General features: G+C 69.1%; 11 protein-coding genes and 1 pseudogene. 7 read left to right on the top strand and 5 right to left on the bottom strand.

Translation table 11 applies throughout. From position 1 onward, the window contains the following. Positions 1-152: 152 nt before the first annotated feature. The 3 genes from JWP28_RS00090 to JWP28_RS00080 all read left to right on the top strand — a co-directional run bounded on the left by JWP28_RS00090 (position 153) and on the right by JWP28_RS00080 (position 4,485). Complete coding sequence (locus JWP28_RS00090) at positions 153-938, top strand: FkbM family methyltransferase (protein WP_299538547.1); 786 nt, start codon at positions 153-155, stop codon at positions 936-938. Positions 939-977: 39 nt separating this feature from the next. Further along, entirely contained in the window at positions 978-1,709 is a 732-nt protein-coding gene (locus tag JWP28_RS00085; protein WP_299538544.1) for an SDR family oxidoreductase, read from the top strand. A 310-nt stretch (positions 1,710-2,019) separates the two neighbouring features. Next, positions 2,020-4,485, top strand: coding sequence for a TonB-dependent receptor (locus JWP28_RS00080; protein ID WP_299538541.1), 2,466 nt, complete (start codon positions 2,020-2,022; stop codon positions 4,483-4,485). Between the two features lie 34 nt (positions 4,486-4,519). Here the strand turns inward: JWP28_RS00080 and JWP28_RS00075 are convergent, their stop codons facing one another. After that, complete coding sequence (locus JWP28_RS00075) at positions 4,520-5,608, bottom strand: alpha/beta fold hydrolase (RefSeq protein WP_299538538.1); 1,089 nt, start codon at positions 5,606-5,608, stop codon at positions 4,520-4,522. A 122-nt stretch (positions 5,609-5,730) separates the two neighbouring features. Between JWP28_RS00075 and JWP28_RS00070 the strand changes: the two genes are divergently transcribed. Beyond that, positions 5,731-6,438, top strand: coding sequence for a glycine zipper 2TM domain-containing protein (locus JWP28_RS00070; protein WP_299538536.1), 708 nt, complete (start codon positions 5,731-5,733; stop codon positions 6,436-6,438). A 125-nt stretch (positions 6,439-6,563) separates the two neighbouring features. Continuing rightward, entirely contained in the window at positions 6,564-7,445 is an 882-nt protein-coding gene (gene tauD / locus JWP28_RS00065) for a taurine dioxygenase (protein ID WP_299538534.1), read from the top strand. 7 nt (positions 7,446-7,452) lie between these two features. Here tauD and JWP28_RS00060 read toward each other — a convergent pair whose 3' ends face one another. The 3 genes from JWP28_RS00060 to JWP28_RS00050 form a co-directional block, all read right to left on the bottom strand. Further along, positions 7,453-8,676, bottom strand: a complete 1,224-nt coding sequence (locus JWP28_RS00060) for a hypothetical protein (protein ID WP_299538532.1) — start codon at positions 8,674-8,676, stop codon at positions 7,453-7,455. Then, on the bottom strand, positions 8,673-10,160 hold the full coding sequence (locus JWP28_RS00055; RefSeq protein ID WP_299538529.1) for a pyridoxal-dependent decarboxylase: 1,488 nt from the start codon (positions 10,158-10,160) through the stop codon (positions 8,673-8,675). The genes JWP28_RS00060 and JWP28_RS00055 overlap by 4 nt, the downstream gene beginning before the upstream one ends. A gap of 171 nt (positions 10,161-10,331) precedes the next feature. Continuing rightward, positions 10,332-10,919, bottom strand: coding sequence for a TIGR00730 family Rossman fold protein (locus JWP28_RS00050; RefSeq protein ID WP_299538527.1), 588 nt, complete (start codon positions 10,917-10,919; stop codon positions 10,332-10,334). A 189-nt stretch (positions 10,920-11,108) separates the two neighbouring features. Between JWP28_RS00050 and JWP28_RS00045 the strand changes: the two are divergent. After that, a pseudogene (locus JWP28_RS00045) lies at positions 11,109-11,300 on the top strand (cold-shock protein); the annotation flags it as partial. Between the two features lie 192 nt (positions 11,301-11,492). Continuing rightward, positions 11,493-11,690, top strand: a complete 198-nt coding sequence (locus JWP28_RS00040) for a cold-shock protein (protein WP_299538599.1) — start codon at positions 11,493-11,495, stop codon at positions 11,688-11,690. Between the two features lie 143 nt (positions 11,691-11,833). Here the strand turns inward: JWP28_RS00040 and JWP28_RS00035 are convergent, their stop codons facing one another. Further along, positions 11,834-12,529 (bottom strand): DUF1345 domain-containing protein, encoded by a 696-nt coding sequence (locus JWP28_RS00035; RefSeq protein WP_299538525.1) that lies wholly within the window; start codon positions 12,527-12,529, stop codon positions 11,834-11,836. Between the last annotated feature and the right edge of the window lie 229 nt (positions 12,530-12,758).

Here is a 12,758-nt window from a genome sequence, read left to right as displayed (position 1 = left end):
GATCGCAGTCATCTGGGCGGCATATCTCGTTACCCGCGCCACGCCCCCCTGGTACGCCGTGCCGGTCACCCTGGCGGCTCTCGCGCCGCTTGGCCTGGTCATTGTCGCGCATGCCACGCGGGCGGTCCTTCGGTCTCGTACCGGGTGACGGGATGGCCGTGCGCCAGGACCTGATCTTCGATGTCGGCTTCCACAAAGGAGAGGACGCCGAATTTTATCTGAAGAAGGGCTTTCGGGTCATCGGCGTCGAGGCCAATCGCGAGCTTTGCAGCGAGGCTCGCGAACGGCTTCGAGGTCCGATCGAGGACGGGCGGCTAACGCTGGTCAACAAGGCCGTCGCCACTCAGCCGGGCGAGGTCACCTTCTATCGCAGCGAGAGAAGCGCGTGGGGCACGATCGACCCGCTGTGGGCCGAGCGCAATGCGCGGATGGGCGTCCCCAACCAACCCATGACCGTCGAGGCGACCACCATCGAGGCGCTGACTGCGGAATTCGGCGTGCCCTACTACGCCAAGTTTGACATCGAAGGGTTCGACATGGTCGGCGTCGAGGGGCTCCGCGCCGCGCGGGATCGCCCTTTGTATGTCTCCATCGAGTCCGAGAAGGACTCCTTCAAGGGCCTGCGCCGAGAGTTCGATGTCCTCACGTCGCTCGGCTATGACCGCTTCAAGGTGGTGTCCCAGGAAAAGGTCCCGAAGCAGAGCTGCAAGGGGCTCGACCACACCTTCCCGCGGGGCTCCAGCGGCCAGTTCGGCGAGGATGCACCCGGCAAGTGGCTCTCAGCCGGGCAGGCGATCGAGGCCTACAAGCCCATCTTCGTGACCTACGCCCTGGTGGGCGACGATCCCATCTTCAGCGGACCGGTCCGAAGCCTCGCGTGGGGCCTGGGGATGCGGCCCGATTGGTATGACACGCACGCTCGGCTTGCGGGCGCCTAGGCGCTAGGCGCGACGGCTCTCCGCGGCTAGGAGAGCGCCATGACTGACTCGGCCCACATCCTCGTCACCGGCTCCACGCGCGGCATCGGCGCGGCGATCGCCGAGGCGCTGAGCGGGCGCGCCGCGCGAGTGGTGGGGCATGGACGGGCCGATGGGGCGGACGCCGTCGGCGTGGACCTGGCGGAGGCCGGCGCTGCGGATCGGCTCTGGGAGCGCGCGCTGGAGCGGCTGGATGGGCGCATCGACGTGCTGGTGAACAACGCCGGCGTGTTCGAGCCGATCGCCGTCGAAGCGCCCGCCGACGAATGGCAGGCGGCGTGGGGGCGGACGTTGCAGATCAACCTGCAGGCCTCGGCGGACCTGTGCCGGCGCGCGGTGCTGCACTGGCGCGAGCGCTGCGTTGCAAGTGCTGAAAGGGGGGGCCGCATCGTCAATGTGGCGAGCCGGGCGGCCTATCGCGGCGACTCGCCGGCCCACTGGCACTATGCCGCGTCGAAGGCCGGCATGGTGGCGATGACCAAGTCGATCGCCCGCGGTTATGCGGCGGAAGGGATCCTGGCCTTCGCGGTCTGCCCGGGCTTCACCATGACGGGCATGGCCGAGGGCTACCTGTCGAGCCGCGGCGGCGACAAGCTACTGGCCGACATCCCGCTGGGCCGGGTCGCGTCGCCGGCGGAAGTGGCCAACACGGTCGTCTACCTGGCCCTCGAAGCGCCCGCCTCGATGACCGGCGCGGTGCTCGACATCAACGGCGCGAGCTACGTGCGCTAGGGTCAGCCCGCGGACGCCGGCCCATGGCCGGCGGGATTGAGATCTGCAAGGCCAATTGAGCCAGGATCCTGGCGCGGCCCGCCGCCCAGCGCTGTTGCATCTTGGACGCGGTCGCCGCGGAACGGCGTAATATTTCAGTTTCGACGCGAACCTACCCGAGGTTCGCCACAATGCGGCGATGCCGTGGCGGTCTGGCGGGGGCCGGATCCTACCCTTCTCGGTCGCGAGGGGTTCCCCGGCCGGATCGCCGTCATGCCGTCGGAGCCCGCCGGTCAGAGCGGTCGCGGACGGACATAGGGAGAGGATCCTCATGCTGCGTTCCCGACTGTTCTTCGGAGGCGCTTCGGCGCTGACCCTGGCGTTCGCCGCCGGCTCGGCCTGGGGCCAGGCCCCCGCCCCGAGCCCGAGCCCGCCGCCAACCTCGGTCACCGAACTGGTGGTCACCGCCCAGAAGCGCGAGCAGCGGCTGCAGGACGTGCCTGTGGTGGTGACGGTGCTGACAGAGAAGAAGCTCACCGACAACAACGTCCACTCGGTGGCCGACCTGGTCACCCTGACGCCGGGCCTGACCTCCACCACCAACGCCACCGAGGGCACGACCATCGCCCGCATCCGCGGGGTCGGCAACGTGGCCGACAACCCTGGCCTTGAGGACGCGGTGGGCCTCTACATCGATGGCGTCTACCGCCCGAGGAACGGGGTCTCGTTCCAAGACCTGGGCGAACTCAACGACATCGAGATCCTCAAGGGGCCGCAGGGCACCCTGTTCGGCAAGAACACCATCGCCGGCGTCATCCAGATCACCACCAAGCGCCCCTCCTTCACCTTCGGGGCCCAGGGCGAGGTGACCGTGCAGAACTATGGCGGCTATGGCGGATCGGTGTCGGTGACCGGACCGGTCCTCGGCGACAAGATCGCCATCCGCCTCTATGTGGCCGACCGCCAGCGGGACGGGTTCATCCCCGTGCGGACGACGCCGGGCAGCGACGTGCACCCGCAGAACGACGAGAACGTCTTCACGACCCGCGACCAGCTGCTCCTGCAGCCCAACGATGTGTTCGACGTGAATTTCATCGTCGACTACACGCGCCGCAACGACCACTGCTGCGTGGCGATCGACTTCCACAACGGCACGCCGGCGACCATCCAGAACCTGGTGTTCCCCGGCACCATCCCCAACCCGGTGGACCCTGAGAACCGCACGGCCTACCTCAACCACTCCTCGGTCAACCGGATCGAAGACCAGGGGATTTCGGCCACGGCGCACTGGAAGACGCCCTACTTCAACAACGCGACGCTGACCTCGATCACCGCCTATCGCGACAACCGCGAGTCATTCGGCGGCGACACGGATTCGACGCTTGCGGACATCGCCTTCACGACGACGAACGGCAATTTCACCCACTTCCGCCAGTTCTCGGAGGAACTGCAGTACGCCGGCTCGACGTCGATGGTGAACTGGCTGGTTGGCTTCTTCTACTCCCACGAGTTGCTGGACACCGGCAACTTCGTGGAAAACGGCCCGGCGATCGGCCCCTACCTCAACGTGCTCAGCGCAGGCGTGTTGCCGGCCGCCGGCTATCCGCCCAACCAGGGACCGATCGACGTCTACCACCAGAAAGAGCACAGTTACGCGATCTACACTCAGGAAGAATTCAAGCTCACGGATCAGTTCTCGATCATCGGGGGCCTGCGCTACACCTGGGAACACAAGGACCTGAACTCTCTGTTCACGAACAACGACACGGCGAACCTATGTGCAAACGTGCTACAGGCCGCGACGCACAGCCCGACGCCCATACCGTTCTCGGCTTACATCAACTTCCCCAAGTCGATCTTCGGCACCGCCTGCCTGGTGAACCCGGCGTTCAAGAACCTCAGCAACTTCCAGAAACTGGACGAAGAGGCGTTCACCGGGACGCTGAAGCTCCAGTACAAGTTCAACGACGAGAAGATGGTCTACGCCTCCTATTCTAAGGGCAACCTCGTAGGCGGCTTCAACCTGGCGGAGGTGACCCTGCCGTTCCAGGGCGGAGCGCCGAACACCTCGCTCGCGCCGCAGACGGACACCAGCTTCCCGTCCGAATGGGTGAACGCCTGGGAGGCGGGCGCCAAGACCCAGTGGCTCGACCGGCGGCTCTCCTTGAACGCCGCGATCTTCCACCAGGCCTACCGCAATCACCAGCTGAACGCCTTCACCGGCACCCAGTTCGTGGAGTTCACTATTCCCGAGGCGGTGACCTCAGGCGTCGAGCTCGAAGGCATGTTCGCCGTGACCCCCGAATTGACGCTCAACGGCGGCGTCACCTACGCCTACAGCCGCTATCCCGACGACTCGCGCAACCGGCTGGTGCTGCAGGCGCCGGGGTCGAACCTGTTCAACCTGCCCGGCAGCCGGCTGAGCTACGGGCCGCTGTGGTCGCTGGTGGGCGGCGGGTCCTATCGCCATCCAATCACCGAGGGCTGGGACGCCTTCTTCAACGTCGATGCGAAGTACACCTCCAGCTACCAGATCGGCTCCGACGAGGACCCGGTGAAGATGCAGAAGGGCTATTCGCTGGTGAACGCCAGCGTGGGTGTGACCAGCCATGACCAGCGCTACTCGCTCAGCATCTGGGCCACCAACCTGTTCAACCAGTTCTACAAGCAGACCGCCTTCGACGGGGTGATCCAGACCTTCTCGACCCCGCCGGCCCTCAACTCGACCGAGAACAACTACTACTACTTCCCCGCCCCGCCGCGGTTCTACGGCGCAACCCTGCGCGTCAAATACTGATCCCGGCGGGTGGTCCGGGTCGCGCCGGGCCGCCCTACCCGCCGGACCGCTTCAAAAGCTCCGCCAGGTCGCTCTGCCAGAACTTCGCCCAGGTGTGGGTGCCGTGGCCGTGGGTGTCGGGGCCGGCGGGGACCAGGACGAAGCGGCCCTGCCTGATGCGCTTCACCTCGCGCTGGGCGACGCCGAGCTCCGGCGGGTTGATGAAGTCGTCGCCGGAGTTCACCCAGGTCACCGGCGCGGCGATCTTCTCCAGGTCCCTGGAGGGGTCGTAGGTGCGCGAGGCGTCGAGCTGGTAGATCAGGTCGTTGGCCTCGGCGGCGTCGACCCTGGCCGGGACCTCCTTGGCGACATAGGCGTCGACGGCCTCGCGGGTGGGCATGGAAAGCTGCATTGGCCAGGGCGCGGCCCCAGCCAGGATCAGCAGGCTCTCGGCGGTCCGCAGCCCCTGGACGGGCTCGGCCGTGTAGTCGCCGCCCTTCCAGGCCGGGTCCGACTTGATGGCGGCGATCGACATCTCGCGCCACAATCGGTTGCGCCCGGCGATCTGGATCGGCAGGCAGGCGAGCGGCATCAGCGCCTTGGCGCCGTCCGGATAGGTCTCGGCCCAGACGAAGGCGTGCATGCAGCCCATGGAGGTCCCCATGATCAGCCGCAACTGCTGGACGCCGAGCGCCTTAGTGACCAGGGCGTGCTGGGCCTCGACCATGTCGGCGTAGTCGTAGTGCGGGAAGCGGGCGTGCAGGCCGTCAGAGGGCTTGGACGAGCCGCCGTGGCCGATGCCGTCGGGCAGGATGATGAAGTACTTGGCGGGGTCCAGCAGGCCGCCGGGCGCGAACAGCACGTCGGCGAACTGCGGGGCCAGGAACTGGCGGCCCGTGCCGCCGGTGCCGTGCAGGATGAGCACCGCGTTGACCACCCGGCCGGCCGCGTCCCGCTTCGGCTGGCCCAGCGTATAGTAGTGCAGCTTCAGCTCCGGCAGGCTCTCGCCGGACCGGAAGCGGAAATCCCTGATCGTGAAGTCATGCGGCTCGGGCTGCGGTGCGGCGATAGCCCCCGTCACGGCCAGCAGGCCCGCGGCCAGGCCCCCAAACACGCCCGCAAAACGTCCCCGAATCCCACGCATCCGCTGCTCCTCCATGGCTGCCGCAACCTAGTCGGCTCCGGTTACGTGCGGAACCTCGGTGCTCCAGCTTACGTTGTGAAGGCCAAAGGGAGGGACGGATGTCCCCGACCCAGGAGCACCCCATGCGTAAGAATCTTCTCCTCGCCGGCTTTGCCGTCGCGGCCCTCATCCCGTCCCTGGCCATGGCCCAGGAGACCTGCGAACAGCGCAGCGCCAACCGCGCCGCCGGCACGGCCGTGGGCGCGGTCGCCGGCGCCCTCTTGGGCAGCGCGGTGGCCGGCCGCCATGACAGGGGCACTGGCGCGGTCGTCGGCGGGGTCGGCGGCGCGGTCGTCGGCAACCAGCTGTCCCGCGGCTCGCGCGACTGCGCCCACGCCTACGGCTACTACGACGACAACGGCCGCTGGCACGCCAATTCCGTCGATCGCAGCGCGGCGGTCGGCTACTACGACCGCACCGGGGCCTGGGTCGACGGCCAGCCGAACGGCTATTACGACAGCCGCGGCGCCTGGGTCGCCAACGGCGGCGTCTATGGCCGCAACGCCTCCTATGACAGCCGCGCCAACACCTGGGATATCGACACCCAGATCAACCGCATCGCCGACCGCATCCAGCGCGGCCGCGCCGACGGGAGCCTTTCGCCCGGCGAAAGCCGCCGGGCCGAGCGCACGCTCTCCGACATCCGTCGCGAGGAGCAATACCGCGGCCGCGACGGGCGCTTGGACCCGCGTGAGCGGGCCACCCTGCAGGCGCGCCTCGACGACCTCTCGGCCCAGGTCCGCATGGACCGGCACGACGGGGACCGCCAGGACGGGGGCCGCCGCTACTAAGTCCTGACCCTATCGAACCATCAGGCCCTCGGCTCGCGCCGGGGGCCTTTCGGCGTTCCGTCGACGCCGCCTTTGACGGCGGACCGCGGATGGAGTTGGCTGGCGCCTTCGCGGAGGCCTGAGCCATGCCGTTCCAGATCCAGCCCCTGACGCCCGCCATCGGCGCGGTGATCGAAGGCGTCGACCTTGCCCAGCCGATGTCGGACGACCTGCTGCAGACCATCCGGCAGGCCTTGCTGCGCCATAAGGTGATCTTCTTCCAGGACCAGCAGCTGACGCCCGTCCAGCACCGTGACTTCGCCGCCCGCTTCGGGCCGCTGCACACCCATCCGCTCTATCCGGGGGTGCCCGAGGCGCCGGAACTGTTCATCCTCGACAACCACGCCGGCAATCCCACCGACAACGACGCCTGGCATACCGACATCACCTTCATCGAGACCCCGCCGATGGGCTCGATCCTCTATGCCAGGCGCCTGCCGCCGCTGGGGGGCGACACGGTATTCTCGGACATGAAGGCGGCCTACGAGGCCTTGTCGGCCCCTTTGCGGAACTTCCTGGCCGGGCTGGACGCGGTGCACGACTTCGCCCGCGGCTTCCCGGCGCGCGGCCGGGTGGCGGGCGCGGCCGGGGCTGAGAAGCACAGCCGGGCCCTGGACGAGCATCCGCCGGTGCTGCACCCGGTGGTCCGCACCCATCCGGAAACCGGCGAGGACGGCCTGTTCGTCAACTACGGCTTCACCGAGCGGATCAAGGGCCTGAGGCGCAAGGAGAGCGACGCGATCCTGACCATGCTGTTCGCCCACATCCAGCAGCCGGAGTTCCTGGTCCGCTGGCGCTGGACCCCCAACGCGGTGGCCTTCTGGGACAACCGGGTGACCCAGCACTACGCCGTCAACGACTACCTGCCGCAGCAGCGGATCATGAACCGCGCGACCGTGCTGGGCGACCGGCCCTACCACCGCTCGCGAATGCCGGCCCAAGCGCAGGCGCGGGTGGCGGCGGAGTAGGCGTGCCTCAGGCCGCCGACGCCAGCATCGCCTGGAAGGCCTCGAACAGCCGGCGCATGGCGGGCTTCTTGTAGGGGAACACCTCCACCGGATCGAGGTCGTGGACGATCATCGCCACGTCGACCTCGAAGACCAGCAGCCGGCCGTCGGGGGCCTCGGCGCAGTCGATCCCGAAGTAGTCGAGGCCGATACGGCGGTTGAGCGCCTCGAAGGCCGCGGCATGGCGCCGGGCGAAGTCCGTGTCGAAGTCCGCCATCCAGGCGGCCTCCTCGGCCCGGCGCTCCGGGCGATCGGTCATCTCGGCGCTCAGGTAGTGAACCATCCAGTGCGGCTGGACGGCATAGTGGCTGGGGAAGGCGCGGCCGCCGATGAAGGCGATGCGCTGCTTGCGGAACAGGCCATCGGGGCTGCTGTAGTCCACGAACGGCGAGACGTAGAAGCGCGGCTCGGGCCGCCCCTCGAGGTAGGCGGCGACCGCCTCGCGGCTGTCGAGCTTCCCCATGCCCTGGCCGGCGTGGGTGCCGATCGGGCGGGCGATCAGCGGCCACGCCAATTCGGCCTGCAGTTCCGACGGCTGCAGGATGCCGAGGGCCAGCCGGCTCAGGTCCTGGCGGTCGATCCGGTAGGCCGCCGGCGCATAGAGCGCGGGTTCGCCCGCCAGGAGGGTGCTGACCCCGTCGCGGGTGAGGCCGGCGATCCGGGCGGTATCGCCGTTCAGCACCCGGCGACCGGCCAGCAGGCGGGCGCAGTTCTCCAGGACGAGCCGGTTCTCGGCGGACTCGCCCACAGCCAGGAAGGCCACGTCGTGCTCGGGCACGAAGCTCAGGTCCGGCGTCTCGGCGTCGACGTAGCAGAGGCGAAGGTCGATGTCCGACCCGGCCAGCAGGAAGTCGATGGGCGTGTTGGCCATGAAGTCGCCGAGGGTCACGAAGGCTGCGACCTTCAGGCCGTCGCCGCGGCCGTGCGGGCGGCGGTAGACGCGGTTGAACTGCAGAGCGGCGGCCTGGAGCGCCAGGCTCTGGTCGCGGTTGTTGGCGGCCTGGGCGACGACCGACATATCCATCAGCGCCGCGGTGTCCAGCGGATCGGCGGAGACGCGGGCGTGGAGCTCCGCCCACAGGCCCTGCAGGTCCTTGCCCTCGTAGGCGAGGCGCAGGATCGCGGCCAGGCCGATGGTGACGTCGGACCGCGCCGGCGGGATCGGCGCTTCCGGGGCGTAGACGGCGCTCATCGGGCGGCTTCCATGGCTAGGGTCTGCAAGGCGCGGCGCCCGTGCGCGAGCACGGAATCCACAAGCGCTTCAATGTCTTCGACGCGGGTTCTGTGATTGACGATCGCCGCCCGGATGGCTTTTCGGCCGCCCACCGTAGTCAGCGACGGCGCGACCCGGCCGGCCTCCTGCAGGTCGGCGACGATCTCGGCGTTCATGGCGTCCGAGGCGCCGCGCCGGTAGCGGAAGCAGACGATGTTCAGGGCCACCGGCGCCAGCCGCTCCAGCTCCGGCTCGGCGTCCACGCGGGCCGCCAGGGCCTGGGCCAGGGCGCAGTTGGCGGCCATGGCCTCGCCCAGCGCCGCGACGCCGTAGGTCCGCAGGGTGAACCAGGTCTTCAGCGCCCTGAAGCCGCGCGACAGGTCGGGGCCGTAGTCGCAGGGCCACCAGTCGCCGGCCGCCAGGCCGCGGTCGGCGCGCGCCAGGTAGGCGGCGGGATTGTCGAAGGTCGCCTGGTGAAGCGCTCCGTCGCGGACCAGGATGTAGCCGGCGTCGTAGGGGACGTGGCCCCACTTGTGGAAGTCGAAGGCCAGGGAGTCGCAGCGCTCGATGCCGGCCACTTTCGGCGCCAGCTCCGGCGAGAGCACGGCCAGCGCGCCCAGCGCCCCGTCCACGTGGAAGGTGAGCCCTTCGGCGGCCGCGATGTCGGCCAGGCCGTTGAGGTCGTCGATGGCGCCCACGTCGACCGTGCCGGCGGCGCCGACGATCAGGAAGGGCGTCAGGCCGAGCGCGCGGTCTCGGGCGATGGCGGCCTTGAGGGCCGCCAGGTCGATGCGGTGGTCGGCGTCGACCTCGACCAGCCGCAGGCCGTCGGCGCCGATCCCGGCCATGTCGAGCGCCCGCGGTACGCAGCTGTGGACCGCCTTCGAGGCATAGGCGACGAGGCGCGCGCCCTCGACGCCAAGGCCCGCCCGCCGGGCGTCGGCGCCCAGGGCCCGGGTGCGGGCGACCAGTACGGCCAGGAAATTGGCCTGCGAGGTTCCGGTCACGAAGAGGCCGCTGGCGCTTTGCGGAAAGCCGAACATCCCCCGGACCCAGGCGAGGATCTGGCGCTCGACCTCGATCGGCATGTGGTCGCGGCCGCCGAGGTTGGCGTTGAGGCCCGCCGCCAGCATCTCGGCCAGCATGCCGACCGCCGTGCCGGCGCCCTGCACCCAGCCCATGAAGCCGGGGTGCGCGTTGCCGCCGCCGAACGGCAGGACGTCACGCTGGAAGGCTTCGTAGGTCTGCGCCAGGTCGCTGGGCGCCACAGGCAGGGGGCTGCGGAAACGGGCGCGGGCCTCGGCGGGCGGCGTACGCCAGACCGGGCCGTCGCGCAGGCCCTGCATGTGGTCGAACATGTCGTCCAGCATCCGGTGGCCCTGAGCGCGGATTTCGCCCCAGTCCTGCGGGTCGAGTCCGGTGTCCCCGAGGTCAGGTCGATGGGCGGGAAGCGCGGCCGGCACGGAAGCTCCAAACCCGGCGCGGACCGCCGGCGTTCGCCAGATGAACGGGTTTGGCGCGGAGCTTCTTCACGGGCCGTGTCCGCCCGCGATCGCTGCGAGCGTCCAGGCGAGAGCAAGGCGTGAAAGGCGGTAACGGACGGTTAATCGCGGCCGGTTTTTGCCGCCGTCGGCTTAGTAGCGCTGTTCGACCGGCGCCAGGCCCCACTTCGGCGGCGGCGGGACGTAGGCGCGGAAGGCCTCGATCGCGGCGGCGGTGGTGTCGGCGTAGACCAGCATGTCGACATACTGCTGGGCCAGGAAGCCGTTGTCGGCCATGTGCTGCACGGTCTTGCGCAGGGGGTCGTAGTAGCCCCTCACGTTGACGAAGCCGCAGGGCTTGGCGTGGAAGCCCAGGAGCGCCCAGGTCCACTGCTCGAAGATCTCCTCGAAGGTGCCAGGCCCGCCCGGCAGGCACAGGAAACCGTCGGCGAGTTCGGCCATGGCCCACTTCCGCTCGTGCATCGAATTGACCACCTTGAGCTCGGTGAGCCCCGTGTGGCCGATCTCCTGGTTGACCAGGTCGGCGGGCATGACGCCCACCACCTTGCCGCCGGCGGCTAGCGCCGCGTCGGCCACCGCCCCCATCAGCCCCACCCGGCCGCCGCCGTAGACCAGCGTCAGGCCTTGCCTGGCGATCAGCGTGCCGGCCCGGACCGCCTCGTCGAGGAAGGCGGGGTCGGCGCCGGGAGCCGATCCGCAGTACACACAAATGCTGTTCAAGGGGCGTCTTCCCGCCTTCTCGCGAAGAAATGAAGGGGCGCTCCAATAAGCCGATTGCGCGCTTATGTCACGGTGCGGCTGGCCTCACGGCTTTTCGCCCGCTACATAGACTTCACGGACCGCCAAAATCGGGGTCCGGGCGCCTGCGTTTTTGCCGGCGCAAGACTCTATCTCGGTTAGGTCAGGCGAATGGCGAGCGGCACAGTCAAGTGGTTCAATACCGCTAAGGGCTTTGGTTTCATCCAACCGGACGACGGCGGAAGCGACGTCTTCGTCCACATCTCAGCGGTCGAACAAGCAGGCCTTCGTGGCCTGAACGAAGGCGATCTGGTCAATTTCGAACTCGAGCAGGACCGCAGGTCCGGCAAGCTTTCGGCGGGCCAGCTCGTGGTCACCGGCCAGGGCGCGGCTCCGCCGCGCAGCGGCGGTGGCGGGGGCGGCGGCTTCGACCGTCCGCGTGGCGGCGGCGGCGGGGGCGGCTTTGACCGTCCGCGGGGCGGCGGCTTCGGTGGTGGCGGCGGCGGTGGCGGTGGCCGACCCTCCGGCGATCCGGCCGGCGCGGGCGCGGGCACGGTGAAGTGGTTCAACCCGACGAAGGGTTTCGGCTTCATCCAGCCTGACGACGGCGGCCAGGACGTGTTCGTGCACATCTCGGCGGTCGAGCAGGCTGGCCTGCGCGGCCTGAACGAAGGCCAACAGGTCGCCTACGACCTGGAAGCCGACCGCCGCAGCGGCAAGACCTCGGCCACCAACTTGCGGGTCAACGACTAGGATCCGACCTTACCTTCCCCGTTCACGGGGAAGGGGGACCATCGGCTGAAGGGGCGAGGCCGGGCTTGGCGCTTGAACTCGCCCCCTCCGCCACTCGCTCTTCGGCGAGCGGTCCCCGTCCCCCGCTCCGCGTGGGAGGTGAGTTAAAACAACCCCGCCGTCAGGTTGATGGTGAGGGCGACTATGATCGTGTTGAACGCGAAGGCCACCAGGCTGTGCACCGTGCCGATCCGGCGCAGGCCCTTCGACGTGAAGTCCGCGTCGGCCGTCGCGCAGGCCACGCCGATGACGACGGCGAAGTAGATGAAATCCCAATAGTCGGGCGGCTCCGTGCCCGGGAAGTCGATCCCCTCGGCGTCGCGGATCCCGTCGTCCTCGTCGACGCCGTAGTATTCGTGGGCGTAGTGGATGGCGAAGATCATCTGCATCATCATCCACGAGACGACGACGGTGCCGAAGGCGAGTACGATGCGCGCGACCTTCATGACGCCGTGCGCGTCCTTCGCCAGCGACAGCTCGGCCCCCACCGCCCAGACGCTGGCGGCCGAGGCGATCAGCACCAGGCCGAGGATCGCGCCGCGGCCCTCGTCGTCGATAGCCGCCTGGGCGCGGATCTCCGTCGGGCTGTGCTCGACCATGCTGGTCAGCATGGCGCCCAGGAAGGTTACGGACAGCGCGTCCCAGGCCAGGATCAGCCGGGTCGAGAGCACCATATGCGGCGCGAGCCAGGTGAGCGCCACGCCGACCACCAGGCCGACGCCGATGGCGGCGGTAAGCCGCGGCCTGGGGCCCAGGGGCCCCAGAAACCGCCGCCATCCCAGGGCCTTGCCGTCCGCCATCCGCCGCTCCCTTCAGGAGGGCGCAGCATCGCGCGAGTCCGGTAGACCGCGCTAGGGCGGCGCAAGCGGGACCAGAACCTCCCGCTGTGCGAGGGCGTTGAGTTGCCTCGACCGAGTCGGGCCGAGGAGAGAAGGATGCGTAAGTTGATGCTGGCCGGCCTGGCGGCAGGCCTGATCGCGCCCGCCGGCGCCTGGGCCCAGGAGGTCCCGCCGGGGCCCGAAGGGCCGC

This window comes from Phenylobacterium sp., from assembly GCF_028290885.1.
Taxonomy (GTDB): domain Bacteria; phylum Pseudomonadota; class Alphaproteobacteria; order Caulobacterales; family Caulobacteraceae; genus Phenylobacterium.
Note: the sequence above shows the minus strand (reverse complement) of the source record. Positions and strands in the feature narration are given on the sequence as shown.

What these genes read in the sequence shown, in the direction of transcription:
- JWP28_RS00090 (WP_299538547.1), top strand. Translation starts at nt 153, where the DNA reads ATGGCCGTGCGCCAGGACCTGATCTTCGATGTCGGCTTCCACAAAGGA.
- JWP28_RS00035 (WP_299538525.1), bottom strand. Translation starts at nt 12,529, where the DNA reads ATGGCGGACGGCAAGGCCCTGGGATGGCGGCGGTTTCTGGGGCCCCTG.
- JWP28_RS00070 (WP_299538536.1), top strand. Translation starts at nt 5,731, where the DNA reads ATGCGTAAGAATCTTCTCCTCGCCGGCTTTGCCGTCGCGGCCCTCATC.
- JWP28_RS00060 (WP_299538532.1), bottom strand. Translation starts at nt 8,676, where the DNA reads ATGAGCGCCGTCTACGCCCCGGAAGCGCCGATCCCGCCGGCGCGGTCC.
- JWP28_RS00080 (WP_299538541.1), top strand. Translation starts at nt 2,020, where the DNA reads ATGCTGCGTTCCCGACTGTTCTTCGGAGGCGCTTCGGCGCTGACCCTG.
- JWP28_RS00085 (WP_299538544.1), top strand. Translation starts at nt 978, where the DNA reads ATGACTGACTCGGCCCACATCCTCGTCACCGGCTCCACGCGCGGCATC.
- tauD (WP_299538534.1), top strand. Translation starts at nt 6,564, where the DNA reads ATGCCGTTCCAGATCCAGCCCCTGACGCCCGCCATCGGCGCGGTGATC.
- JWP28_RS00075 (WP_299538538.1), bottom strand. Translation starts at nt 5,608, where the DNA reads ATGCGTGGGATTCGGGGACGTTTTGCGGGCGTGTTTGGGGGCCTGGCC.